General features: G+C 71.3%; 22 protein-coding genes. 10 read left to right on the top strand and 12 right to left on the bottom strand.

The window, feature by feature from the left end; genetic code table 11:
- Nucleotides 1–31: 31 nt before the first annotated feature.
- Genes AC59HU_RS06675 through AC59HU_RS06660 form a run of 4 tightly spaced genes read right to left on the bottom strand, consistent with a single transcriptional unit; the run spans nt 32 to nt 4,297 of the window.
- Nucleotides 32–1,051, bottom strand: a complete 1,020-nt coding sequence (locus AC59HU_RS06675; RefSeq protein WP_497222593.1) for an ABC transporter permease — start codon at nt 1,049–1,051, stop codon at nt 32–34.
- Complete coding sequence (locus AC59HU_RS06670) at nt 1,048–2,112, bottom strand: ABC transporter permease (RefSeq protein ID WP_497222592.1); 1,065 nt, start codon at nt 2,110–2,112, stop codon at nt 1,048–1,050. Before AC59HU_RS06670 ends, AC59HU_RS06675 begins: the two co-directional genes overlap by 4 nt.
- Nucleotides 2,109–3,197, bottom strand: a complete 1,089-nt coding sequence (locus AC59HU_RS06665) for a mandelate racemase/muconate lactonizing enzyme family protein (protein WP_497222591.1) — start codon at nt 3,195–3,197, stop codon at nt 2,109–2,111. The genes AC59HU_RS06670 and AC59HU_RS06665 overlap by 4 nt, the downstream gene beginning before the upstream one ends.
- Before the next feature lie 56 nt (nt 3,198–3,253).
- Nucleotides 3,254–4,297, bottom strand: a complete 1,044-nt coding sequence (locus AC59HU_RS06660; protein ID WP_497222590.1) for a sugar ABC transporter substrate-binding protein — start codon at nt 4,295–4,297, stop codon at nt 3,254–3,256.
- A 124-nt stretch (nt 4,298–4,421) separates the two neighbouring features.
- On the opposite strand from AC59HU_RS06660, the gene AC59HU_RS06655 reads away from it, so the two are divergent.
- The 3 genes from AC59HU_RS06655 (at nt 4,422) to AC59HU_RS06645 (ending at nt 6,191) form a co-directional block, all read left to right on the top strand.
- Nucleotides 4,422–4,838, top strand: a complete 417-nt coding sequence (locus tag AC59HU_RS06655) for a carboxymuconolactone decarboxylase family protein (RefSeq protein ID WP_497222589.1) — start codon at nt 4,422–4,424, stop codon at nt 4,836–4,838.
- A gap of 70 nt (nt 4,839–4,908) precedes the next feature.
- A complete protein-coding gene (locus AC59HU_RS06650; RefSeq protein WP_497222588.1) occupies nt 4,909–5,514 on the top strand; it encodes an SRPBCC family protein in 606 nt (201 codons plus the stop codon).
- Nucleotides 5,511–6,191: a DUF4166 domain-containing protein gene (locus tag AC59HU_RS06645; protein WP_497222587.1), complete on the top strand. Its 681-nt coding sequence runs from the start codon at nt 5,511–5,513 to the stop codon at nt 6,189–6,191. Before AC59HU_RS06650 ends, AC59HU_RS06645 begins: the two co-directional genes overlap by 4 nt.
- 46 nt (nt 6,192–6,237) lie before the next feature.
- Here AC59HU_RS06645 and AC59HU_RS06640 read toward each other — a convergent pair whose 3' ends face one another.
- Both AC59HU_RS06640 and AC59HU_RS06635 read right to left on the bottom strand, forming a co-directional pair.
- The gene (locus AC59HU_RS06640; RefSeq protein WP_497222586.1) at nt 6,238–7,200 is read right to left on the bottom strand and encodes an NAD(P)/FAD-dependent oxidoreductase; all 963 of its coding nucleotides are present in this window, start codon (nt 7,198–7,200) and stop codon (nt 6,238–6,240) included.
- On the bottom strand, nt 7,119–7,967 hold the full coding sequence (locus AC59HU_RS06635) for a Crp/Fnr family transcriptional regulator (RefSeq protein WP_497222585.1): 849 nt from the start codon (nt 7,965–7,967) through the stop codon (nt 7,119–7,121). The genes AC59HU_RS06640 and AC59HU_RS06635 overlap by 82 nt, the downstream gene beginning before the upstream one ends.
- Before the next feature lie 155 nt (nt 7,968–8,122).
- Here AC59HU_RS06635 and AC59HU_RS06630 point away from each other — a divergent pair, with 155 nt between their 5' ends.
- Nucleotides 8,123–8,680 (top strand): MmyB family transcriptional regulator, encoded by a 558-nt coding sequence (locus AC59HU_RS06630; protein ID WP_497222584.1) that lies wholly within the window; start codon nt 8,123–8,125, stop codon nt 8,678–8,680.
- Between the two features lie 72 nt (nt 8,681–8,752).
- Here the strand turns inward: AC59HU_RS06630 and AC59HU_RS06625 are convergent, their stop codons facing one another.
- Nucleotides 8,753–9,472 carry a hypothetical protein gene (locus AC59HU_RS06625; protein ID WP_497222583.1) on the bottom strand — a complete coding sequence of 240 codons (720 nt, stop codon included), beginning with the start codon at nt 9,470–9,472 and terminating at the stop codon, nt 8,753–8,755.
- Nucleotides 9,473–9,488: 16 nt separating this feature from the next.
- Entirely contained in the window at nt 9,489–10,343 is an 855-nt protein-coding gene (locus AC59HU_RS06620) for an alpha/beta fold hydrolase (RefSeq protein WP_497222582.1), read from the bottom strand.
- 186 nt (nt 10,344–10,529) lie between these two features.
- Here AC59HU_RS06620 and AC59HU_RS06615 point away from each other — a divergent pair, with 186 nt between their 5' ends.
- Together AC59HU_RS06615 and AC59HU_RS06610 are read left to right on the top strand one after the other, a co-directional pair.
- Nucleotides 10,530–11,249 carry an ABC transporter ATP-binding protein gene (locus tag AC59HU_RS06615; RefSeq protein ID WP_497222581.1) on the top strand — a complete coding sequence of 240 codons (720 nt, stop codon included), beginning with the start codon at nt 10,530–10,532 and terminating at the stop codon, nt 11,247–11,249.
- Complete coding sequence (locus AC59HU_RS06610) at nt 11,246–12,571, top strand: FtsX-like permease family protein (RefSeq protein ID WP_497222580.1); 1,326 nt, start codon at nt 11,246–11,248, stop codon at nt 12,569–12,571. Before AC59HU_RS06615 ends, AC59HU_RS06610 begins: the two co-directional genes overlap by 4 nt.
- On the opposite strand, the gene AC59HU_RS06605 is transcribed toward AC59HU_RS06610, so the two are convergent.
- Both AC59HU_RS06605 and AC59HU_RS06600 read right to left on the bottom strand, forming a co-directional pair.
- On the bottom strand, nt 12,507–13,454 hold the full coding sequence (locus AC59HU_RS06605) for an SLAC1 family transporter (protein WP_497222579.1): 948 nt from the start codon (nt 13,452–13,454) through the stop codon (nt 12,507–12,509). The two genes, AC59HU_RS06610 and AC59HU_RS06605, sit on opposite strands and share 65 nt — an antisense overlap.
- A 4-nt stretch (nt 13,455–13,458) precedes the next feature.
- Entirely contained in the window at nt 13,459–14,283 is an 825-nt protein-coding gene (locus AC59HU_RS06600; RefSeq protein WP_497222578.1) for an alpha/beta fold hydrolase, read from the bottom strand.
- Nucleotides 14,284–14,574: 291 nt separating this feature from the next.
- Between AC59HU_RS06600 and AC59HU_RS06595 the strand changes: the two genes are divergently transcribed.
- The 3 genes from AC59HU_RS06595 to AC59HU_RS06585 all read left to right on the top strand — a co-directional run bounded on the left by AC59HU_RS06595 (nt 14,575) and on the right by AC59HU_RS06585 (nt 19,133).
- Entirely contained in the window at nt 14,575–15,531 is a 957-nt protein-coding gene (locus AC59HU_RS06595; RefSeq protein WP_497222577.1) for a helix-turn-helix transcriptional regulator, read from the top strand.
- A gap of 94 nt (nt 15,532–15,625) precedes the next feature.
- On the top strand, nt 15,626–16,456 hold the full coding sequence (locus AC59HU_RS06590) for a helix-turn-helix domain-containing protein (RefSeq protein WP_497222576.1): 831 nt from the start codon (nt 15,626–15,628) through the stop codon (nt 16,454–16,456).
- Between the two features lie 367 nt (nt 16,457–16,823).
- Nucleotides 16,824–19,133: a hypothetical protein gene (locus AC59HU_RS06585; RefSeq protein WP_497222575.1), complete on the top strand. Its 2,310-nt coding sequence runs from the start codon at nt 16,824–16,826 to the stop codon at nt 19,131–19,133.
- 57 nt (nt 19,134–19,190) lie between these two features.
- Here the strand turns inward: AC59HU_RS06585 and AC59HU_RS06580 are convergent, their stop codons facing one another.
- Together AC59HU_RS06580 and purF are read right to left on the bottom strand one after the other, a co-directional pair.
- The gene (locus tag AC59HU_RS06580) at nt 19,191–19,661 is read right to left on the bottom strand and encodes an NUDIX hydrolase (protein WP_497222574.1); all 471 of its coding nucleotides are present in this window, start codon (nt 19,659–19,661) and stop codon (nt 19,191–19,193) included.
- A 74-nt stretch (nt 19,662–19,735) separates the two neighbouring features.
- Nucleotides 19,736–21,193, bottom strand: coding sequence for an amidophosphoribosyltransferase (gene purF / locus AC59HU_RS06575; protein WP_497222573.1), 1,458 nt, complete (start codon nt 21,191–21,193; stop codon nt 19,736–19,738).
- 203 nt (nt 21,194–21,396) lie between these two features.
- Here purF and AC59HU_RS06570 point away from each other — a divergent pair, with 203 nt between their 5' ends.
- Nucleotides 21,397–23,817, top strand: a complete 2,421-nt coding sequence (locus AC59HU_RS06570; RefSeq protein ID WP_497222572.1) for a cell wall-binding repeat-containing protein — start codon at nt 21,397–21,399, stop codon at nt 23,815–23,817.
- Nucleotides 23,818–23,854: the final 37 nt, after the last annotated feature.

The following is a 23,854-nucleotide window of genomic DNA, read 5'->3' as shown; positions in this document are numbered from 1 at the left end:
GGCGTGGGTGTGTCCGGGCGCGCGGGGATCGTCATCGTGCGGCCTCCAGGGTCTGGTCGGAGCGGGCATCCCGGGCGCGTTCGGCCCCGCGCCGCCGCTCGGCGCGCACCTGGCGCACCCGGTCGAGGGCGACCGTGCCCAGCACGACGGCCCCGATCACGAAGTTCACCCACGCCGGAGCCAGCTGGAACTCGGCCCGGGCGGTGTCGACCAGCCGGATCACCGTCGCGGCGAGCACCGTGCCGAGCACGGCGATCGTGCCGCCCGTGAGCGAGACACCGCCGATGATCGGCGCCGCGAAGCTCGGCAGCAGCCAGTCGCCGCCCACGCTCTGGTTCACGCCGGGCAGCGAGGCGAGGCTCACCAGGGCCGCGACCCCGCAGAGCAGACCGGATGCGGTGTGGGCGAGCACGACGCTGCGATCGTTCGAGATCCCCATCAGCCGGGCGGCCTCGGGGTTGTCGCCGGTGGCCAGCAGGCGTCGCCCCGACCGCGTGTAGCGGAAGGCGAGCGCCACCAGCACGGCGACGGCCACGGCCAGGAGGAAGATCACCGGGATGCCGAGCACGGTGGCCCGGCCGAACTCGGCGAGCGGCGGCCAGTTCGACGAGGCGACGGTGCGGGTGTTCACCAGCGCGTACTGCGCGCCGATCAGGATCGTCATGGTGGCGAGCGTCACGATGAAGCCGTTGATGCGGGTGAGCACCACCAGCCAGCCGTTGGCGAGCCCGGCCAGGGCGCCGACCACGAGCGGCACGATGGCGCCGACGAGCGGCGGCAGTCCGGCGTCGGCCATCAGCACCGCGGCCAGGGCGGCGGCGACACCGCCGATGGCGCCCACCGCGAGGTTGAGCTGGCCGACCGCGACGGTGATCATCTGGGCCAGGCCGATCAGGATGGGCACGGCCAGGAACTGGAAGAAGGTGCGCAGCCCGACGGGCGAGAACAGGTCGCCTCCGGAGGCGATGCCGAGCAGGATCGTGCCGAGCACGATGATGGCGACGAGGGTCGTGCTCTGCGAGCGCAGCAGGGATCGGGTCGAGAAGGTCATGCGGGCACCTCCGCGGTGTCGGGAGAACGGTCGGGCGTGCGACCGCGCCGCAGCCGCAGCTCGCGCACCCGGTCGGCCGAGAGCGCGACGAGCAGGATCACGCCCAGCAGCACGTTGAGCGTCTCGATGCCCACGCCGAACAGCTCGAGCCCCTTGCGGATGACCAGGGTCAGCGTGATGCCGAGGAAGGTGCCGACCACCGAGACGTACCCGCCGGCCAGCAGGGTGCCGCCGAGGATGGGCCCGACGAACGACTGCAGCATGAACTCGTCGCCGATCGACGGGGTGAACGAACCGATGCTGGTGGCGAGCAGGATGCCCGCGAGAGCCGCCAGCACCCCCGAGAGCGTGTGGGCCAGCACGATCCGACGCGAGGTCGGGATGCCGGAGAGCTCGGCCGCCCGCACGTTGCTGCCGGTGAGCAGCAGCTCCCGGCCGTACCGGGTACGGCTGTAGAGCAGGCCGATCACGAGCATCACCAGCACGACCGGAACGACCATGAGCGGGATCGCGGCCGGTCCGCACCAGCCGGCCAGGCAGACCGAGGCGAACGAGGTGCGGCCGAGCAGGTCGAAGCCGTCGGGCTTGACGATGAACGCCGATCCGGTGCTGAGTGCGGAGTACACGGTGGGCACCAGGCCGAGCAGGGCGAAGCTCATGGCGAGCGTCACGATGAAGGAGTTGACTCCCGTGCGGGCGATGATCCAACCGGTGAGCGCGCCGATCGCGGCACCGCCCACCAGCCCGACCAGGATGCCGGCGAGAAGGGGGAAGGAGAACAGATCGAACGAGATCCCCGCGATCATCGCCCCGAACGCCGCCATCTGGCCGACCGCGATGTTCATGTGCCCGATCGAGAGCACCACCATCTGGGCGAGCCCCACCACGGTGAAGATGGCGATGCTCGTGATCAGCGGTGCCAGCACGAACGCGCCGTTCAAGAACGAGGGCTTCAAGGCGATCAGCACGATCACGAGCACCGCGATGATCGCCACGAGCACGAACCGCGGGGTGGCGAGCCAGCGGAGAAGAGCCGGGAACGGGGCCGACCGCGCGGTCATGCCACGACCCGGTCGTCGATCGCGTCGCGGTTCCAGTCGATGCCGAGGCCCGGGGTCTCCGGGGCCAGCGCGTGACCGTCGACGATCGCCATCTCGCCGTGCGTGATCGCCCGCAGCTGAGGGATGTGCTCGACATAGCGGCCGTTCGGCACCGCCCCGACCAGGCTCACGTGCAGCTCCATCAAGAAGTGCGGGCACACCGCCACGTTGAAGGCCTCGGCGAGGTGGGCGACCTTAAGCCACGGGGTGATCCCGCCGATCCGGGCGACGTCGACCTGCACGATGCCGGCGGCGCCCCGCTCGAGGTACTCACGGAACTGGGCCACCGAGTACATCGACTCGCCGACCGCGATCGGGATCGAGGTCGAGCGGGCGAGCCGCACGTGGCCGGACACGTCGTCGGCGGGGAGGGGCTCCTCGAACCAGAACAGCTCGAGCTCCTCGAAGGCCTTCGCCCGCCGCACGGCCTCGGCCGAGGTCATCGACTGGTTCGCGTCGACCATGATGTCGATCCGGTCGCCCACCGCGTCGCGCACGGCGCGGAGCCGCTCCACGTCGTCGGCCACGTGCGGGCTGCCCACCTTGATCTTCAGCCCCGCCCAGCCGGCGTCGCGCGAAGCCAGCGCGCCCTCGACCAGCTCGTCCTTCGACAGGTGCAGCCATCCGCCCTCGGTGTCGTAGAGCGGCACCTCGCGGCGGTACCCGCCCGCCGTCTGCCAGAGCGGGGCGTCGGCGCGCTGGGCCTTGAGGTCCCAGAGCGCCGTGTCGACGGCCGCGAGGGCGAGCGAGGTGATGGCCCCGGTCGTGGTGGCCCGGGTGGAGGCGAACAGCCGCATCCAGATGGCCTCGATGTCGCGGGCATCCTGACCCGGCAGCAGCGCGATCAGGTGGTCGCGCAGCATCGACAGCACCGCGCGACCCCCCGTGCCGATCGTGTAGGAGTAGCCGGTGCCGGTGAGCCCGTCGTCGGTCGCGATCTCGACGAAGATCGTCTCCTGCTTGACGAAGCTCTGCACGGCGTCGGTGCGGACCGTCTCGACCTCGAGGTCGACGAGATAGGCGCGGGCGGTGGTGATGGTGGGCAACGGTGCCTCCAGGGGTCGGCCGCGGTCGCGGACGGGAACGGGCGGTGCGGTGAGGATCAGGAACAGGTGAGGTACTCGTCGTCGAAGTCCTTCTTCAACTGCGCGCTCGCCGCGGTGCGCTCGTCGTCGTAGGTGGCCACGTTGTCCTTGGTCACGATGAAGGAGCCGGAGTCGATGATCGCGCCAGGGTCGGCCATCGTGCACTCCTTGCTCGCCAGCTTCGCGAGGGCGTAACTGCCCACGTAGGCCTGACCCGTCGGGTTCTGGGCGACCGTCGCGTAGACCGAGCCGTCGCTGATGGCCGCCAGGATGGTCGCGTCGTCGTCGATCGCGACCAGCTTGATCGGCAGGCCCGACTCCTTGACCGCGGTGGCCGCGGCGACCGCCGGGTTGTAGGCGGTCGAGACGATGCCGGTGATCTCGGTGCCCTTCGAGGCGAGGAGGTCGGCGACGGCCTTCTGGGCCGTGGTGAGGTCGGTGTCGATGTCGGTGACGTCGGGCAGCAGGGTGACCGCCCCGTTGGTCTCGTCGACCGCCTTCTTGACGCCGGCGATGCGGCGCTGCGTGTTGGAGTCGACGTTGACCCCGGTCAGGTGGGCCAGGGTGCCGGTGCCGCCCATGGCCTCGATGGTCGCCTTCGCCGCCTTGTAGGCCGCGGTCTCGGTGTCGGTCGAGAGGCAGAAGTCGGCGTCGTTGGTGTCGCCCGCGGGGCAGGAGCCGAGGGCCGCGCTCGCGATGCCGTTCTGCTTGAGGTCCTGGAAGGTCGAGTTGATGTCGGTGGGGGAGACGCCGAACACTCCGAAGGCGTTGTAGCCGTTGGCGACCAGGGAGTTGATGACGTCGTTCTCCTTCGTCTGATCCCAGCCCGCCGTCTCGTTGAAGGTCGTGTCGCCGAGCCCGAAGTCGGTCTTGGCCTTGTCGGCCGCGGCGATCCAGGGCTGGAAGTAGGGGTGCGGGCCGCCGGGCACGAGCGCGACCTTCACGGTGTCGAGGCCGGTGGCGGCGGCGTCGCCGCTCGAAGCCTGAGGGGTGCAGCCGGACAGGAGCAGGGCGCCGGCGGTGATCGCCGTGACGGCGAGGGGAACTGTGGTGCGTCTCATCGTTGAGCCTCCATCGGGATCGTATCCTATATGATTTTAGGAACTCCCCGTATCGTCTCGGAACCACCGCCGACTGTCAAGGTCGGGTACCGTTCCCTCGAGAACGCGAAAGCAGGAGAGACGGATGAGTGAAGCCCCCGACGCCCAGGAGTACATCGACGAGATGGCCACGAGCCGTGGCTACGTGCTCGACTACCACAAGGTGATGGCCAAGCACGATTTCGAGGTGCTCAAGGCGACGAACGGTCTCGTCAACGCCGCCTACCTGAAGCCGCGGCTGCTCGACCGAAAGGTCAAGGAGCTCATCTTCATCGTGAGCCTCACCGTGCTCAAGGCGCCGAAGGGCCAGATCGAGAGCCACATCCGGGTCGGGCTCGACCTCGGGCTCACCGCGCAGGAGATCCTCGAGGCGCTCGAGATCGCCCTCCCCGAAGCCGGCGTCGTGGCGTTCCAGATCGGGTTCGACGCCTGGAAGAGCGTCGTCGGGGCCGACGGCCTCGAGCCGACCGTCACGGTGCACGACGCCGGCGCCGTCTCCTGACCCCGCCGGAAGCCTAGGGTCGCGGGAGCCGCCGAGCCCGCCCCGGCCATAATGGCTGCATGGAGCGCGCGTGAACGACGGCCGACGAGCGCTGTACGTGGAGACCCTCATCCGGGCCGACCTCGAGACGATCTGGCGGCTCACCCAGGATCCGGCCCTGCACCCGCGGTGGGACCTGCGCTTCAGCGCGATCGTCCCCACCGACACGGATGCGCGAGGCCGCCGGCGATTCCGGTACGAGCGCTCGCTGCCGCTCCACCGCATCCGGGGCAGCGGCGTCTCGCTGGGTGAGCGGGTCAGGGCCGACGGGACCCGCACCTCCGCCCTGGCCTTCGAGACCCGCGATCGGCTCTCGCCGCTCCGCAGCGGCCGGGGCTACTGGCGCTACGTGCCGACGCCGGAGGGGGTGCGCTTCATCACCGGGTACGACTACGTTCCGGGGTTCGGCCGGCTGCCCGACCTGCTGCTGCGCCCGGTGGTGCTGTGGATGACGGCCTGGAGCTTCGACCGCCTGCGCATCTGGGCCGAGACGGACGCGCCCCCGGAGCGCTGGGGGCTGCGGAGCGTGCTCGCCTGGTGGCGGCCCGACAGGCCGCGGGCGGCGCGCTGCCGCACCCGCCCGCCGCGGGCCGGGGCCATGGCCGACGCCCCCGCCACCCTCGGAGAGCTCTCGTGACCGGGTCGATCTTCCGCACCGCGCTGGGGGAGGACCGCTTCGCCCGCCTGCACCCGATGCTGCAGCGCCGCTTCGGGGTCTCGCTCGAGGCCGGCTACGCGTGCGTGGGTCGCGGAACGATGGCGAGCATCCGCCGCGGCCCCTGGTGGACCGTGCCGTTCCTGCTGATCGGGAGGCTGCGGCACATCCTGGTCGCCGACACGGGCACGCAGGTGCCCTTCACGATCGAGAACTACCCCTACCGCGACCCCTTCGGTCGCGAGACGGTCACCTTCGTGCGCGAGTACCGGGTGCACCGCCGCCCGGCGCGCTTCGACGCCACCATGGTGCTCGACGAGCGCCGCGGTGTCGTCGTCGACTACCTGGGCACCCACCAGCACCTGGCCGTGGATCTCGACCTCGACGTGGATGAACGCGGCGGGTTGGTGCTGCGCTCCACCGAGCAGCGGTTCTACGAGGGCGCGTTGGGCTTCCGGTTCCCGATGCTCTTCTCGGGCTCGGCCGAGCTGCACGAGGACTACGACGAGGAGCGGGGCGAGTTCCACGTGGTGCTGGAGGTGCGCAACCGGCTGCTCGGCTTCCTGTTCGGCTACGAGGGCTGGTTCGCGTGCGAGTTCCCGCCCGCCGTGGATGCGCCGGAGCGCCTGAAGCCGGTGCGGCACGAGCGGCGGCTCTAGGCGCTAGGAGCGGCGGCCTAGGCACCACGAGCGGCGGCTCTAGCCACTAGGAGGCTGCCAAGGCGGCCGGCTCCACCCCGTCGCCACGGTGGGGCCGGCTCTGGTGCGCCGCCAGGGCGGCGTGCACCGACCTCACCGCGCTCGCCCCCTCGCCGACGGCTCCGGTCACCCGCTTCATCGACCCCTGCCGGACATCGCCGACCGCGAAGACCCGCGGGATGCTGGTCTCGTACGGGAGTGGGCTCCGGCCCAGCGGGAGATAGGCGGCCTGCGCCGCGGTCGGCAGGTCGGCGTCGGTGAGCACGAACCCGCCGGCGTCGAGCGTCAACGCGTCGCGGGCGGCGTCGTCCAGCCAGCCCGTCGCGGGATCGGCGCCGATGAAGCAGAACAGGCCGCGGCAGGCCTGCGACCAGGTCGTGCCGGTCGCGCGGTCGACGAGCTCGATCCGCTCGAGGTGTCGGTCGCCGCTCAGCCCGACGACCTCGGTGCCGGTGCGGATCTCGACGAGCGGGTGCGCCTCCAGGCGGTCGACCAGATACGAGGACATCGTCTCCCGGAGGTCTCCCCGTCGCGCGGCGATCGTGACGGTGGCACCCCGCGATGCGAGGTGCAGTGCGGCCTGCCCCGACGAGTTGGCGCCGCCGATCACGGTGACCTCGCTCTGACCGCAGTCCCTCGCCTCGATCTCGGTGGCGGCGTAGTAGATCCCCGCCCCCTCGAAGTCGGCCCAGTCGTCGATCGGCAGCGACCGGTATCGCGCGCCCGTCGCGATGATGACCGCCTTGACCCGGATGCGCGCGCCGTCCGCCAGCCCGAGTTCGATCAGCGGCCCCGACGGGTCCAGAGCGGTGACCTGGCAGGGCGAGTAGAGATGGGCGCCGAACTTCTCCGCCTGCACCATGGCCCGTGCGGTGAGCTCCTCGCCGCTCAGCCCCGACGGGAAGCCCAGGTAGTTCTCGATGCGGGAGCTCGCCGCGGCCTGTCCGCCCAGCGACACCGCCTCCAGCACGACGGTGTCCAGGCCCTCCGAGGCTCCGTAGACCGCGGCGGCCAGCCCGGAGGGGCCCCTCCGATGACGGCGAGGTCGACCACCTCGGGCTCGCCGCGCGGCCGGTAGGTGAGGCCGAGGTGCACCGCCAGGTCGCCGGGGCTGGCGTTCGTCAGGGTGCCGTCCGGCGCCAGCACCACGGGCAGGTCCTCGGGGGCGAGGTGCAGCTCGCGCACCACGGCGGCTCCCTCCGGACTCCCGATGTCGATCCAGGAGTGCGCGATCCTCTGCCGGGCGGCATAGGTGCGGAGGGCCAGCGCCCGCGCGTCCTGCGCGCTCCCGACGATCTCCACACCGCGGGCGCCCGTGCCGTCCTTGAGGAATCGCCGTCGGTCGATGAACGTCCGCAGCATCAGGTCGGACAGCTCGGGATCCTCCGCCATCACCGTTCGGAAGCCGGCCGCCGTGATCCGGGTCACCGTGCCGTCCTCCGTCATCCGGCCCTGGAGGAAGATGCGCTGCCCGGTCAGGAGGTTCAGCTCGCCGACGAATTCCCCGGGTCCGAACGAATCGATGACCGTCTCCTCGACCAGCACCGTCGCCGGCTGGACCACCTCGACCCCGCCCGCGTGAACCAGGATGAGGTCCGGAGCGACGTCTCCCGAGCCGAACAGCACGCTGCCGGCCACGGCGGCGACGGTCTCGCCGTAGGCCGACAATCGGGACGACTGGGCGTCGGAGAGGATCGGGTGGGCCGCGATCGCGTCGGCGGAGGTGTATTCGGTCATGAGCCCGACCGTAGTGTTCCGCGGCCGGGACATCGTGGCTCGCACGGGGGCAGGATGCGGGGCCGTGCCGCGGGTGGGCCGGAGCATCCGGGACGATCCAGGGTGGCCCTTCGGAGAGCACCTCCGGCCCCCACCCGACCGTTAGCGTGGAGCGCATGCCCACCACTCCTCAGGAGCCGTCCGACCGCGATGCCGCGGCCGCACTGATCGCGTCGTCGACGGAGATCCCCGCGTTCGGGATGGACAGGCATCTCACGGTCTTCGCCGTCAACGACCTTGCGGCGGCCGTCCTGCCGACCTCCGCCGTGGGGGTGAACATCGCCCGTTCGGTGTTCCTGGTCGAGAGGCCCCGTCGCTCCGACGCGGGATGGGGGCTCGCCTGCGAGCACGTGGCCGCCGCCCTGAAGGCGTCGTTGGACCGCTTCGGGGAGGACGACGAGTTCATCACGCTCGTGGGCGAGCTCGCGGCGTTGAGCGCGGACTTCGCCGAGGTCTGGGCGCGGGGCGCGACGCCGACCGGGACCGGAACGTTCCGCATCCCGGCCCCCGGAGCGCCGGCCCCCGGAGCGCCGGCCCCCGGATCGCCGCCCCTCGAGCTGACCTACCGGCTGACCTCCGTCGCAGACGGCAGCGGGGACTCGGTCGTCACCTGGGAGCCCGCCGACGAGGCCTCCGCCTCGATCCTTCGACGACTGAGCCCTCCCAGGGCCTGACGGCTCCGGGAGGGCTCAGGGATGGTGAGGCCTCGAAATTCGTGAGGCCTCAGCGATCATGAGGCCTCCCTCTCAGCCGACGGAGATCTCGTCGATGTCGATCGAGACGAGCAGCGGATCCCTGACCGCGCGACCGGCCTCGTCGCGCACGTAGATCTCGCGGTGTCGGGGGAGCAGGAGGCCGTCGACCCAGGTCTGCCCGGTCATGTACTCCACCGCGGGCGACCCTCCCGCGATGTCGACGGAGTAGTCGCGGCGACGGAGTACTCCGTCCGAATCGGCGTACATCGTCTGAACCGGCGTGTGGGTGGCCAGCGAGCTCGGGTAGGTCACCTGGAGCCTGTCCCAGACCTCTCCGTCCTCTTCGGTCCACGGGCCGATCTCCTCGGTGACGACCCCGTCCAGGGTGAACGACCGGGGTTCGGTGTTGTAGGTCCACATCGCGTATCCGGTGAAGTAGGCCAGGTGCAGCTCGTTCCAAGGCGTCATCAGCTCGTGACCCGCGAACGAGTCGCGCGGATGCCGCAGCTCCTTGACGACCGTGCCGTCGGCCGCGACGATCGCGACGCGGTCGGGGGTGAAGTCGGTGTGCAGGTCCGCGTCGCCGAAGTCGAACAGCTGGCTGTGCTCCCGGCGCAGATCGACCGTGAACCGGCCGGACTCCGCGATCCCCGGCACGGATTTCAGCGACCAGAACGCCCCGCCGAACTGCCGGTTCGCCGAGATCCGATCGACCTCGTCCCACCGGCTTCCGCCGTGCGCGTCGATGATCTTCTCGAGCAGTGTTCCCATGGTCTTTCTCCGATTCCTAGTTGTTCGTCGAGTCGACGAAGTCGTTGACCAGTGCCGCGGCCTCGGCCGGGTACTGGAAGATCGACGCGTGCGCCGCGTCGGGGAAGATGTGGATGCGCGAGTCCGGGATGAGACCGGCGAGGAGGTGCGACCCGGGTGTCGGGATCATCAGGTCGTCGTCGCCCTGGAGGATCAGGGTCGGCTGCGTGATCCCGAGGAGCCGTTCGAGTCGGCCGAGGGTCGGGATGCCCCAGTCGAGCACCGCGTCGTACTGCGCATCCCGCACCGCCGGGGTGGTGGGAGCGTCCCGATCCTCGGTGCGGGTGAAGATGCGCTGCAGGAACTGGCCGCCGAGGGCCCGGCTGCTGTCCGTGTGGGCGAAGAAGATGTACAGCAGGCTCTCCGGGGTGGGCTGGTCGTGGTGCGATTCCCGACGGATGTCCTCACGCCATCCGTGCATCCGGGGCGCACCGGTGGGGCCGGTGCCGGCGAGCGTCAGCGTCCGTACCGCGGTCGGGCGCAGCAGCGCGAGCTCCTGGGCGACGAAGCCGCCGAGCGAGAAGCCGAACAGGTCGTAGCGGGCGATGCCGAGCGCATCCAGGAACGCCGTGATGTCGCGCGCCATCTGCCCGACGGTGGTGGGAACTCGGCCGGAGGATCCGCCGACGCCCGTGTTGTCGACCAGGATGACCTCGCGCTGCTCGGCGATCGGGTCGATCAGGGCCGGATCCCAGTTGTCGAGGTTGCCCCGGAAGTGCTGGAGGAAGACCATCGGCACGTCGTCGGAGCCGGTGCCGAACCGTCGGTAGGCGTAGGTCTCTCCGTTCGCGGCGGTGATCGAGAGAGTGGGTGCATCCAGTGTGGTGGTCATCCTGTTCGTCCTTTCATCGGGTGATCGCTCCGGCGGGGTCCGGCCTGTTCACACGGTAGGGAGGGCCGCGGAGGCGGTCATGGCCCTTGCACGGACAGGCAGCCGATGGGGCTGTTCCCGACGAGGCCACCCTCGTCGGGAGCCCGCTCCCTACGCTGAATCCGTCCAATCCCGAAGGAGAGCTGCATGCTCGTTGTCGCGCGCGAGGTCCGGAAGAGCTATCGAGGAGCGGGGAACCGCTCCTCGGTCGAGGTGCTGCACGACGTCTCGATCGAGGTGCGGGCGGGCGAGTTCGTCTCGGTCGTCGGACCGAGCGGCTCGGGGAAGTCGACGCTGCTGTACTGCCTCGCCGGGCTCGAACCCGTCTCGCAGGGATCGGTGCGCCTCGCCGGGACCGACCTCGGATCACTGAACCGCTCGCAGATCGCCCGCCTGCGGCGCGATCTGGTCGGCTTCGTGTTCCAGTCCTACAACCTGCTGCCCTCGCTCACGGTGCGGGAGAACGTCGGACTGCAGGCGCGCCTCGCGGGCCGCCGCGTGCCGCGCGCCGAGGTCGAGGCGAGCCTGCGGTCGGTCGGGCTGGAGTCGTTCGGAAGCGCCCGGCCCGGCGGTCTCTCCGGCGGCCAGCAGCAGCGCACCGCCATCGCCCGTGCCCTCGTCGCCCGCCCGCGGGTGCTCTTCGCCGATGAGCCCACCGGGGCCCTGGATGCGGTGGCCGGTGCCGAGGTGATCCGCCTGCTCCGAGAGACCGTGACCGACGACCGGTCGGTGGTCATGGTCACGCACGACCCGGAAGCGGCCTCCAAGACCGACCGCGTGCTGGTCATGCGCGACGGACGCGTGCACCGCGAGCTGGTGCGGCCGAGCGCCCGAGACGTCTTCCGCGCGGTGGAGCAGGCGGCATGATCGGCCGGCTCGCACTGCAGGATCTGCGCGACTCCTGGGTTCTGTGGGCGGCGGCCGGTCTCGTGGCGGCGGCGGGCGCCTTCGTCGCGCTCGTGCCCGCGACCCTGATCGAGTCGGCGCTGCCGGTCGAGGGTCTCACGTCGCTCGCGCTGCTGGCGATCGCCGGCACGGTGATCGCGTTCACCCTGGTGTCTCTCGTGATCGTGACGGGCTCGGTCGCCCGCGCCACGATCGACGCGCGGCGGCCGACCTTCGGGCTCTGGCAGATCGCCGGAGTGCTGCCCGGCCAGGTCGGTGTGGTCGTCTTCGCCCAGGTGGTCGTCGTGGGGATCCTCGGCGCCGTGCCCGGTGCGCTGCTCGGCCAGTGGTTCGGGCCGGTGTTCGCCCGGGCCACCCTCACGGAGGCCGTGGGGGCCTTCGACGCGCACGTCGGCCCCGCGACGCTGGTGATCGCGGTCGTGGCCGTTGCACTGGTCGTGGGCGGGGCCGCGATCCCCGCCGCCCGGCGCGCTGCGGCCACCCCACCCGTCCGGCTGCTCAGCGGCGTCGGTACGGCCGACGCGTCAGCCGGTCGCGGCGCCGGGGTGTTGATCGGGAAGAGCCTCGTCGCGGTCGCCCTCGCTCTCCTCGTCTATCAGCTGCTCGTCTCCCTGCCGTCGTCCGTCTCCACGGGCGGCTCGCAGCCGCTCCTCCTGGGACCGGCCGTGGTGGCGCTGATGTGCCTGCCGGGTCGCGGGGCGATGGCGGCCGCGGCACGCGCGTGGACGGCGGTGGTTCCGGGCCGGTGGTCGACGTCGTTCCTGCTGGCGCGCGCCGACGTCACGCGGAGCTCCGACGGCGCGGCGCCGATCACGCCGTTCGTCGTCGCGATCGGCCTCCCCGTCACCTTCCTGGCCGGCACCTCGACCGCCGCGAGCGCCGCCGGTGTCGCGGGCGACGACTCGACGGCGGGAACGGTGCTGGTGCTCTTCGGGCCCGTGCTGCTCGCGGCCGTCGGCGGAGGTGCGGCACTGCTGCTGCGCTCGGTGCAGCGTCGACGCGAGACGGGCACGCTCGATTCGCTCGGTGCCGGGACCCGGGTGATGATCCTGCAGCGCCTGTGGGAGGTGGTCATCGGGGTGGTGACGGCGACCCTCCTCGGGGCCGTCGCGCTGGTCGCGACGGCCGCCGCCGAGTTCGGGGTGCTGGCGGCCGCGTATCCGGCGACCGCGTTCTACGTCGACGTCCGGCCGCTCGTCGCAGCGGCCGGACTGTGCCTCACGACAGGACTCGTCGTCGCGGTCTCAGGAGTGCCAGGGATCGCACGCCGATCGCCCCGATGAACACCGTGGCGGCCGCGAGCACGACCCAGGCCGCCACGGGGGCCCAGGCTCCGCTCTCGAGCGAGAGCAGTCGCAGCGTGAAGGTGGCGCTGGCGGCCGCCGTGAAGGTGAGCGCCCAGAATCCCAGTGCGAACGGCAGTTTCGCGTACCGCCCGATCAGGAACAGGTGGGGCGCGATGACCGCCGCCATGGCGCCAGCGAGCAGTTCGCCGACCATGCCGCTCTGACCGCCGCTGATGATCCACCAGGCGTTCCCCGCCACGGCGGGCGGGGCCGAGAAGATGCCGAGCGTGGGCATCAGCGCTGCCAGGGAATCGGGGCCGCCGATCAGCCGGGCGATGACGGCCCCGCCGATCAGCAGCCAGAAGAGCATCCCGATGCCCAGGGCGCCGACCGCGAGCTTCGGCTCGCCGACGACCGCCAGTGATTGCGCCGTCAGCAGAGCGGCGGCGACGGTCGGGAGGAAGTATCCACTGTGGACGGGCCCGAACCCCCGCGAGACGGTCAGCAGCTGCGAGATGAACCACGACCCGAACACCGCGGAGGCGGCCACGCAGACCCAGACGAGCGGCACGCCCACCTCGGGCAGCACCGGCGTGAGGTGGGCTCCGAGGAGCATCGGCGGGATCGGGACGAGTGCGGCGAACGGTCCGAGCACCGGGTTCTCGAGGTCTCCGATCAGCTCGCGCCAGCCGTGCAGCCGGCCGAGGTACAGGCCGACCGTGACGAGCCAGACCAGCAGGGCGAGGACCCAGATCGCCTCACCGACGACCTGAGGCGACGCGAGTGATCGCGTCGCCTCGGTCCATGCCCCGGCCAGCCCGGTCAACCCGAAAGCGATGCCGAAGGTGTTCAGCGGCGGACGGGAGCGGAGTGCCGGCATCACGTCACTCCTTGATGAAGGCGAGGACGTCCTTGATGAGCTCGTCCTGGTAGTCGCCGTAGATGCCGTGCGGAGCGCCCTCGTAGACCTTCAGCGTGCCGTGCTTGACGAGCTTGATGCTCTGCTCGGCGGCGCCGGCGATCGGGACGATCTGGTCGTCGGAGCCGTGCGCGATGTAGATCGGCACGTCGAGCGCCTTCAGGTCGTCGAACTGCTCGGTCTCCGAGAACGCCTTGACGCAGTCGTAGGCCGCCGCGAGGTTCACCAGCGCGCCCTGGCGCCAGAAGTCGCGCTTCGCCCCCTCGGAGACGGAGCTCCCCGGGCGGTTGGCGCCGTAGAACGGGCCTTCGGCGAGGTCGATCCAGAACTGCGACGCGTCTTTCAGCACGCCCGCGCGGATGCCGTCGAAGACCTCGATCGGGGATCCTTCCGGATTCTTGTCCGACTTGAGCATCACCGGCGGGATGGCGCCCGCGGTGACGACCTTGGCGACGCGACCCTCGGCGTACTGGGCGGCGTAACGGACCGCTTCGCCGCCGCCGGTGGAGTGCCCCCAGATGACGAGGTCGTGCAGGTCGAGGTGGTCGATCAGCTCGGCGAGGTCGCGGGCGTAGGTGTCGATGTCGTTGCCGGTGGAGGTCTTCTGCGACCGGCCGTGACCCCGACGGTCGTGGGCGATGGTGCGGTAGCCGGCGTCGGCGAACACCTTCAGCTCCACCTGCCAGGCATCGCTCGAGAGGGGCCAGCCGTGGCTGAAGACGATGGGCCGGCCGGCCCCGTTGTCGGTGTAGTAGAGCTCGATGCCCTCGGACGTCGTGAAGTACGGCATGATCTGTCTCCTTGGTGTGGGGTCGTCGGTGTGCGACGTGCACCACGTTAGGAATCCGGTGCCGCGGAGCACGTGGCCCTTACGGGGACAGCCTGTGCGACCCGGTGCGGGCATCCTGCAGCGCTACGAGTGCGCCGAAGACCGGCAGAGTCGTGCCGACCGGATACCTTCCGTTCTGGACTGCCTGTGTTCTGCATGGACGCGACGCGACCGGGTCGTCACAGTGGATGGTGAACGGTCCAGCGGTGACCGGGACCAGCGCCGGCGACCGGCACGAGGAAGGCGAGGTGCGTGGTGGACTCACCACTGGGCGAGTATCTGAGGGCGCGTCGGGCGAGCCTGCGGCCTGAAGACGTCGGGCTCCGGAGCATGCCGGGTCGTCGTGTGGCGGGGCTTCGCCGCGACGAGGTGGCCCAGCTCGCCGGCATCAGTCCCGAGTACTACCTCCGGATCGAGCAGGGCAGAGGACATCAACCGAGCGACCAGGTCGTGCGTTCCCTCGCGCGTGCGCTGAAGCTCGACGCCAATGCGGTCCAGTACATGACGCGGCTGGTGGCGATCCAGTCCGGACTGACCGGGACGGTCGAGTCGCGGCGACGCGTGGAGGCCGCACTCGGCCCGGTGATCGCCCAGTGGTCGACGATGCCGGCCTTCGTCGTCGACCGCAACCAGACGGTGGTCCTGGTCAACGACCTCGCGAGGGCGATCCTGCCCGGCGGCGTCGATCCCGGCGCGAACTTGGTGCTCACCGTCTTCGGCCGGGACTGGCGGGCATCCGACCTCGACTGGGAGACCACGGCCGATCGCGCCCTCGCGGCGCTGCGATTCCACGCCGACCCGTCCGACCCCCGGTTCCAGGACATCGTGGGGCTGCTCTCGATGCGCGACCCCGACTTCCGCCGCCTCTGGGCCGCGCACACGGCAGCACCGTTCGACTCGACCGCCGTGACCCTGGAGGTCGCGGGGTACGGCCGCGTCGAGTTCTCGTTGCAGAGCCTGAGGCCGGCCGGCGACGAGCACCACCTGCTCATCGTCCTGCACGCCGAGGAGGGCTCGACGGCGGCCGACGTGGTCAGGTCGTCGCGGATCGCCCACGCCTCGCCGGCCATGCGCGCCGACCATCGTCACGGCGACGCCAGGGCCGCGGCGGCCGCGGGAGGTCCGCTCGCGACGAGTGCGACCTCGTCGGAGGTGAGGCTGGTGTTCGTGGCCGGAGGAGGCCCATCCTCGATCGCGACGGCGTCGTGATCGGCGGCCTCGGAGCGGGTGGCGGGTCTCCGTGGCAGGATCACGATGCCGTCTCCGCAGCCGTCCGCAGCGTCGGAGGCCGATCGTGAACGGCGTGACGCCGAACCGGTCGTCGACGATCCTGGGCGAGTACCTGTGGGCCCGCCGTGCCGCCGTCCAGCCCGAGGCGGTCGGTCTCGTGCGGGCGCCCAACCGCCGGGTCCCGGGGCTCCGGCGCGAAGAGGTCGCGAAGCTGGCGTCGATCAGCCCCGAGTACTACCTGCGGCTGGAGCAGGGCCACGATCGCGAGCCGTCCGACCAGGTCCTGCGGGGCATCGCGAAGGCGCTGCTGCTCGACGACAGCGCCGAGCAGCACCTGCTGCGGTTGCGGCAGATCCAACTGCATCCCGACCCGTCGTCCGCGGGGGAGCCCGCGACCGACCTGGTCCCGCGACTGGAGAACCTGCTCCGGGGGTGGTCGACGACGCCGGCGATGGTCGTCTCGAGCACCTTCGACGTGGTGGTCGTCAACGAGGCGGCCGGGCGGATCGGCGACCATCGGCTCCGGCCGGGCCTCAACCTGGTCGAGTCGGTGTTCGCCGACGAGGGTCGCGACGAAGCCGACTGGGAGGCCGGCGCCGGCCGGGTGCTGGCAGCGCTCCGCTATCACGGCAACCCCTTCGACCGCCGTTTCCAGCAGCTGGTGGGGCGTCTGTCGATCCGGGACGAGGCGTTCCGCCGGATCTGGGCGCGCCACGAGGCGCGGCCGGTCACGCACGGGCGGATGCGTGTGGACGTCGGGGGCTCCGCGCGGGCGCGCGCGGCCTGCACGACCTTCGAGGTGCCGGGAGGCGACGGACTCCTCCTGATCGTGTTCGAGGAGGATACGCTCGGCTCCTCACCGGGGAGGACCTCCTCGTCGCGCGGCTCGCGGCGGACGGTCTGAGCAAGCGACAGATCGCCGATCAGATCTGCCTGTCGCACCGCACGGTCGGGCCCACCGGCATCGCGCGTTCGCCAAGCTGGGGATCAGTCGCCGATCCAAGCTCGCCGCCGTGCTGGCCCCCCCCCGCTAGCGCGCGGGGTTCCGGCTCGCCGACCGGGCAGGCACGCGACCAGCTCGAACGCCGTTCAGTCGCGGGCGCCGTCCGTGGGCGATGCGGCCGTCCTCTTGCGGACATGTCCGCAGGAGGCTGTTGTGCCGCCGCCGCCCGGTGAAGGACGATCAAGAGCTGCCCTTCGTCCATCGGACGCTCGGGGGCGTCTGGCGGACGCTTCGGGGGAGTCCGACCCGACGCCCCCGAAGGACCCGCATGACCGGCATGACCCGCCCGCTCTCCGTACGACGCCGTGCCCTGGGCGCCGGTGCCGCTCTGCTGGTGACGGTCGCCGCCCTCGTCGCGATCCCGGTCGCCCCGGTCTTCGCGGCGACGACGACGGTCTCGACCATCGGGCAGCTCCAGGATGCGCTGGCCGACTGCGCGACGGCCCCCAACACGATCCTGCTGGGGGCCGACATCGCGGCGCCCACGACGGCTCTGACCGTGCCGTGCGACACCGCGATCGATCTCGGCACGCATGACCTGTCCGTGCTGAACGTCGTGATCGCGGCGGGGAAGGGCCTCACGGTGGAGGGGCCCACGGACGGCACGGGTGGCACCCTTGCAGCGATCGCGACGGGCGCGGCCGCCGCGACGCCGGGGATCCAGACCACGGGGGCGTCCCTCACGGTGACCGGCGGCACGGTCGTCGCGCGGGCATCCGCATCGTTCGGGGCCGGGATCGGCGGGTCCAGGGGTGCTGCCGGAGGTTCGCTCGTCGTCGCGGGTGGCACCGTGAACGCCTACTCGAACGGATTGGGCGCGGCCGTGGGCGGCGGCTATCCGTCGGGTGCGGGTGGGACCGTCACGGTCACCTCCGGGGCGCTCAACGCGTACGCCGAGGAGAGCTTCACGGTCGCGGTCGGCGGGGGCGGCCAGGCCATCGGTTCGGGTGGTGCGGGGGCGCAGGTCACGGTGACCGGCGGCATCCTGACGGCGACGTCCTCGTCGGAGGACGGCACAGCCATCGGGGGAGGCATCCCCGGATTCAACCCGGGCGACGTGGGGGGCGCGGGCGGTTCGCTGACGATCGGCGCCGACGGAGAGGTCGTGGTCGCCGGCTCTCTCAACGCCATCGGCGCAGGCTGGGACACGAGCGTAGGCGAGCCCACGAGCGACTTCGGCACTGTCACGGTCGACGGCGTGCTGCGCCTTCCCTCGGGTCGGCTCTACGTGGGCACCCATGCCGCCGCGGGGCCCGAGATCACGGTCGGCCCCACCGGCCGCATCCTGGGCGCGGTCGACGACCCCGCCGCGGGAGCCTCCATCACCGGTCCGGGAACGATCGACAACCAGGGCACCATCACGCTGGACCCGATGAACACCACCGTGACGGGCAACAACCGTCTCGTGCGTTTCGCCCCGACCATCCCGAGCGTTCGGGTGTTCGCGCCCTCGTTCGCGGACGGCGCCCGGACGCTCCCGGCCCCGCCGGCCGGCACGCTGTGGAACACGGCGGCAGACGGGTCGGGCGACTGGTTCACGAGCACCTCGTCCACCGCCGGCTCCGGCACGCTCGACCTCTACGGGGTCGCGCCGGCATCGATCGCCGTCTCCGCCGATCCGGCTGCTCTGACGGCGACGGCGGGCGAGCCGTACGACTTCCCGGTCACCGTGAACGGGCTCACCGGGTCGCCGCTGGTGCCGCAGCCCGCGGTCGACTACACCTCCGCCGATTGCACGATCGGTGCCGGCGTGGTGTTCACCGTCGCTCGCTCGTGCAGCATCACGGCGTCCACGACGGTTCAGGATGCGCTGCTGCAGAAGACCTTCACGATCCAGGTCGCGCCGGGTCCGCTCGCCACCCTGGCCCTCACCCCCGCCTCGGGCACGGTCGCCCAGGGCGCGTCGGTCGCTTTCCTGGTCACGGGTTCGGATGCCGAGGGCAACGCCGTCGACGTCGACGCGGCCGTGCTCACCTCGTCGTCGGCGGCCGACACCATCGCCGGCCGGACGGTGACGTTCTCGGGGGCCGGAGCCCACACCGTCACCGCCACCCTCGGGTCGATCACGACCACGTCGGCCGTCACGGTCGTCGCCGGGCCGTTGAGCTCGCTCGCGATCACGCCGACGACCCCGACGGTCGAGCAGGGCGGCACCGTCGCCTTCACGGTCACCGGCACCGACGCCGCCGGCAACCCGGTCGACGCCTCGGATGCGGTGCTCACCTCGTCCGTCGCCACGGACGTCGTCGACGGCTTCTCGGTGACGTTCCCCCATGCCAGCCCGCACACCATCACCGCCACCCTCGGCGCGGTGTCGGCGAGCGTCACGATCGACGTCGTGCCCGCCCCGCAGCCGACCCCGCAGCCGACGCCCGGGCCGACCCCGCAACCGACACCCGGGCCGACCCCCTCCGGGCCGACTCCCTCGGGGCCGACTCCTTCCGGGTCGACCCCGTCCGGGCTCGCGAACACGGGTGCCGACGCTGGCGCGGCGGCCTCAGCCGGTGGCGTGGCCCTCGCGCTCCTCCTCGCCGGCTTCGCGCTCCTCCTCCGACGCAAGCCCCGAACGTCCCGCTAGGCCCCGAACCTGTCCGGCCCACGCCGACGCGCGAGGGCCGGGCTCGGGGCAGGCGGGTCAGGACTCGAAGCGGGCCTCGGGTGTTCCGTCGAGGGCGTGGGTGAGGCGCGCGCGCATCTCGTCGGACATCGGCGGCAGCGCATCCGGAGCGAACCAGGCCGCCTCGGTGTTCTCGCCGTCGGCCGGGAACGGCTCGCCCGAGACGTACCGGAACAGGAAGCAGATGTCGAGGTACTGCGAGCGGTCGCCGTTCGGGTAGACGATCTCGGGGATCGTGTGCACCAAGACCAGACGCACGGGCTCGGCGACGATCGACGCCTCCTCGAGCACCTCGCGCGCCCCCGCGACGGCCGGCTCCTCGCCGGGGTCGATGATGCCGGTCACCGGGGTCCAGGCCCCGTTGTCACTGCGGCGCACCAGCAGCACGTCGCCGTTCTCGCGCACGACCACCGCCGAGACCCCGGACAACCACAGGGGCAGGTGCCCGATCTTCTCGCGGAGGGCCAGAACGAAGTCGGGGGTCGCCATGCGATCGAGCCTAGCGGCGGCCGAGCGGCGTAGCGGGCGGATGGCCCCGGGCCAGGGCGCAGGCGAGCGGATGCTCAGCTCAGCTGGTTCTTCTCCACCCACGCCAGGTACTCCGGCGTCACCGTGCCGGTAACGTACTCGCCCGTGAAGCAGCTCATCTCGAGGTCGGTGACCGACGAGCCCATCGTGATGGCCTTCCGCATGTCCTCCACCTCCTGGTAGATCAGGTGGTCGGCCCCGATCGCCTGCGCGATCTCGGGGATCTTACGGTCGTGCGCCACGAGCTCGTGCCGCGACGGCATGTTGATGCCGTAGACGTGCGGGAAGCGCACCGGCGGAGCCGCCGAGGCGAAGGTGACCTTGTGGGCGCCGGCCTGCCGGGCCATGTCGACGATCTCCTTCGAGGTCGTGCCGCGCACGATCGAGTCGTCGACGATCAGGATGTTCTTGCCCTTGAACTCGCTCGACATCGCGTTGAGCTTCTGCCGCACCGACTTCTTGCGCTCCGCCTGCCCGGGCATGATGAACGTGCGCCCGACGTAGCGGTTCTTGTAGAAGCCCTCGCGGTACTCCACGCCGAGCTTCTGGGCGACCTGCATCGCGGCCGGGCGGGACGAGTCCGGGATCGGCATGACCACGTCGATGTCACCCATCGGCGTGTAGCGCGCCACCGTGTCGGCCAGCGAGTTGCCGAGCCGCAGCCGGGCCTCGTAGACCGAGATGCCCGAGAGCACCGAGTCCGGCCGGGCGAGGTAGACGTACTCGAACGAGCACGGGATGAGCACCGGGTTCGGCGCGCACTGCTTCGAGATCAGCTCGCCGTCGAGGGTGATGAAGACCGCCTCGCCGGGCTCGACATCCCGCAGCACGGTGTAGCCGAGGCTCTCCATCACGAGCGACTCGGAGGCGACGACGTACTCGGTCTGGCCGCTCTCGAGCAGTCGGCTGCCGATGGTGAGCGGCCGGATGCCGAAGGGGTCGCGGAACGCGAGCAGCCCGTGCCCGGCGATCATCGAGATCACGGCGTAGGAGCCCTCGACGCGCTCGTGCACGCGCGAGACGGCGGTGAAGATCTGGTCGGGGTCAAGCGAGAGGCCGGTGATCTCCGACTGCAGCTCGTTGGCGAAGACGTTGAGCAGCACCTCGGTGTCGGAGCTCGTGTTCAGGTGCCGGCGGTCGATGCTGTAGAGCTCGTTGGTCAGCTCGCGCGTGTTCGTCAGGTTGCCGTTGTGCACGAGGATGATGCCGTACGGCGCGTTCACGTAGAACGGCTGCGCCTCCTGCTCCTGCGAGGCCTTGCCCTGTGTCGCGTAGCGCACGTGGCCGAGGCCCATCGTGCCCAGCAGCGAGCGCATGTCGCGGGTGCGGAACGCCTCGCGCACCTGGCCCTTGGCCTTCACGATGTGGAAGATGCTGCCCTCGGCCGTGGCGATGCCCGTCGAGTCCTGCCCCCGGTGCTGCAGCAGCAGGAGGGAGTCGTACACGAGTTGGTTGACGGGGTCAGACGAGACGATACCCACGATGCCGCACATTGCAACGATTCTACCTGCCGCGGCGGGGTGCTCGGCGGTCGATCCGCGCTCGATCCGCCGTCGATCTGCGGTCGATCCGCAGTGGGCGTCACGGATGCGCAACACGCGTGTCCTAGGATGAGCGCCATCCGAGTCGGGGGCTCGCGACATCAGGCGGGATCCTCTCGGGAACCGTGCGCCCGAGGCGCAGACGAGAGGTCCCGATGTCCCGCCGTTCCACCCGCATCCGCGCCCTCGCCGCCGTCGCCCTCGCGGCCACAGCGCTCCTGGCCACTCCGTTCGTCGCCGTCGGGTCAGCCTCGGCGGAGATCGTCGCTCCGGAGCCCCGGGCGACCCCCGGCCCGAGCTCAGCCGCGGCCCCGCTCGTGGCGATGGCCCAGTACTCCGCCGACGATTATGCCGCCCAGGCCTCGGAGCTCCCCGCCGAACTCGCCACCGCCCTCGCCGACGACCTGGGCCAGACCCCCGCCGACTACCTCGCTCGCGCCGACGCCGCGGCCAACGCCTCGGCGGTGGTCCACGGCCTCACATCCGCAGGGGTCGACGTGCTCGGGGCCCACCTGGACGGCACGGCACTCGTGGTCAACGTCGCCGACACCGCGGATGCCGATCTCGTCGCGGCGGTCGACGCGACTCCGGTGCTCGGCGAGCCGCAGGCCTTCGACCCGGGCGAGGCCGAGCCCCGGCTCCTCAAGGACCTCGTCGGTGGGCAGGGCTTCTTCTCGACGGATTCCGTCTACAACTACTACTGCTCGGTGGCCTTCAACGGCGTCGACCGGGTGAGCGGGCAGAAGCAGTTCCTCACCGCCGGGCACTGCAAGGTCGACGGCACCGACCAGAACGGCCGGGTGACCGAGCTGGTCCAGCCGAAGCCGAACGTGGTGTCCGGGGCCGGTGACCGCCTCGGCGATCCGGTCGGAGGCAGCTTCGCGCTCGGCAACGAGCTCGACACCGGTCTCGTCGCCAGCACCACCTCGACCTGGACCCCGAAGCCCGCCGTCGGCACCTGGAACGGCAACACCGGCCCGGTCACCTCCGGGTCTCAGCAGGTCGTCCGCGACTACGGGGACGCGATCGTCGGACAGCCGATCTGCAAGTCCGGCCGCACGACCGGGTGGACCTGCGGCACCGTCGAAGCCACCGACGTCCTGCTGCCGGTCAAGGATGGCGGGGACACGGAGGTCGAGATCAACGTCGACATCACGACGTTCTGCGCCCTCCCGGGCGACAGCGGCGGGGCGGTCGTCTCTGGCCCCTACGCCATGGGTCTGCTCTCCTCAGGCAACTACGTGTCGTCCTGCTCAGAACCGAGCACGCCCGACAACCCGAAGTTCTCGGGCGTCTTCCCGATGATCTCGGCCCCGCCCTACGGCTCGGTGCTGAGCTCGGAGCTCAACTGGCAGCTCGAGGTGGCCGTCGAAGCCCCCGTCGTCGCCCAGCCCGCCTCCGGCGGAACGCTGACCTGGGGTCAGCCGATCACGGGCACCCTGCCCTCCGGCAGCACGAGGCACTCCGTGCTCGTCAGCATCGACGGCGGCCCGGCGACCAGCACCAGCGTCGCCCAGGACGGCACCTGGTCGCTCTTCGCCACCGGGATTACCGGCGGCGCGCACACGTACCGCGCCACCGCCGTGTTCGGATCCGGCGCCGGCACGTCGACGTCGGCGGCGGTCACCGGGTCGTTCACCGTCGTCGGGGCGCCGAGCGTCTCCCGCATCTCGGGCACTGACCGGTACGAGGGGGCCGTGAAGATCTCGCAGGCCGCGTACCCGGCCCCCGCGACCGTCCCGGTCGTGTACGTCGCGACCGGCCAGAACTACCCGGATGCGCTCAGCGCCGGCCCCGCGGCCGTCAAGCAGGGCGGCCCGCTGCTGCTGGTCACCCGCGACGACGTGCCGGCGGTGGTGCAGGCCGAGATCACGCGCCTCGCGCCCGACCGCATCGTCGTCGTCGGCGGCCCGAACTCGGTGTCGGATGCCGTTGCCGGGCAGCTCGGCACCCTGGTCGAGGGCACGAGCGTCGAGCGACTGGCCGGCGCCGACCGGTACGCCGCGAGCCGCGCGGTCGTGCAGACCGTCTTCGGCATCGAGGGGGCGACCGCCCCGAACGCCTACGCGGCGACCGGAACGAACTTCCCCGACGCCCTCTCAGCGGGCGGGGCCGCCGGCTCCTCGCTGCAGCCGGTCGTGCTCGTGAACGGGTCGCAGCCCTCGGCCGACGCCGAGACGCTGCAGCTGTTCCGCACGCTGCAGACCCAGTCGATCGTGGTCGCCGGTGGCCCGAACTCGGTCTCGCAGGGCGTGCTCGACTCGCTGGCCGGGGTCCCCGCATCCGTCACCCGCGTCGCGGCAGCCGACCGCTACCAGACCTCGATCGCGCTCAACCAGGCGTTCTCGTCGACCGGCACGGTCTACCTCGCGACCGGCCTGAACTTCCCCGACGCGCTCGCCGGCGGGGTGCTCGCCGGCACCGGACACGCACCGCTCTACGTGGTGCCGACCGACTGCGTGCCGCGCGGGGTGCTGAGCGACATCCAGCGCCTCGGCGCCACGAAAGTGGTGCTGCTCGGAGGGCCCAACTCGCTCAGCCAGAACGTGCAGAACCTCGCGGCCTGCCCCGCGTGACATCGGGGCGGGGCGACGGGCCTGCGAGAATAGGCGC

This window comes from Herbiconiux sp. 320_LB, from assembly GCF_059691755.1.
This window is presented reverse-complemented; position numbering and strand designations above follow the sequence as displayed.

Bases quoted from the DNA above. Each gene is read 5' to 3' on its own strand.
- AC59HU_RS06675 (WP_497222593.1), bottom strand. From the start codon at position 1,051: ATGACCTTCTCGACCCGATCCCTGCTGCGCTCGCAGAGCACGACCCTC.
- AC59HU_RS06670 (WP_497222592.1), bottom strand. From the start codon at position 2,112: ATGACCGCGCGGTCGGCCCCGTTCCCGGCTCTTCTCCGCTGGCTCGCC.
- AC59HU_RS06660 (WP_497222590.1), bottom strand. From the start codon at position 4,297: ATGAGACGCACCACAGTTCCCCTCGCCGTCACGGCGATCACCGCCGGC.
- AC59HU_RS06655 (WP_497222589.1), top strand. From the start codon at position 4,422: ATGAGTGAAGCCCCCGACGCCCAGGAGTACATCGACGAGATGGCCACG.
- AC59HU_RS06635 (WP_497222585.1), bottom strand. From the start codon at position 7,967: ATGACCGAATACACCTCCGCCGACGCGATCGCGGCCCACCCGATCCTC.
- AC59HU_RS06630 (WP_497222584.1), top strand. From the start codon at position 8,123: ATGCCCACCACTCCTCAGGAGCCGTCCGACCGCGATGCCGCGGCCGCA.
- AC59HU_RS06625 (WP_497222583.1), bottom strand. From the start codon at position 9,472: ATGGGAACACTGCTCGAGAAGATCATCGACGCGCACGGCGGAAGCCGG.
- AC59HU_RS06620 (WP_497222582.1), bottom strand. From the start codon at position 10,343: ATGACCACCACACTGGATGCACCCACTCTCTCGATCACCGCCGCGAAC.
- AC59HU_RS06615 (WP_497222581.1), top strand. From the start codon at position 10,530: ATGCTCGTTGTCGCGCGCGAGGTCCGGAAGAGCTATCGAGGAGCGGGG.
- AC59HU_RS06610 (WP_497222580.1), top strand. From the start codon at position 11,246: ATGATCGGCCGGCTCGCACTGCAGGATCTGCGCGACTCCTGGGTTCTG.
- AC59HU_RS06605 (WP_497222579.1), bottom strand. From the start codon at position 13,454: ATGCCGGCACTCCGCTCCCGTCCGCCGCTGAACACCTTCGGCATCGCT.
- AC59HU_RS06600 (WP_497222578.1), bottom strand. From the start codon at position 14,283: ATGCCGTACTTCACGACGTCCGAGGGCATCGAGCTCTACTACACCGAC.
- AC59HU_RS06585 (WP_497222575.1), top strand. From the start codon at position 16,824: ATGACCGGCATGACCCGCCCGCTCTCCGTACGACGCCGTGCCCTGGGC.
- AC59HU_RS06580 (WP_497222574.1), bottom strand. From the start codon at position 19,661: ATGGCGACCCCCGACTTCGTTCTGGCCCTCCGCGAGAAGATCGGGCAC.
- purF (WP_497222573.1), bottom strand. From the start codon at position 21,193: ATGTGCGGCATCGTGGGTATCGTCTCGTCTGACCCCGTCAACCAACTC.
- AC59HU_RS06570 (WP_497222572.1), top strand. From the start codon at position 21,397: ATGTCCCGCCGTTCCACCCGCATCCGCGCCCTCGCCGCCGTCGCCCTC.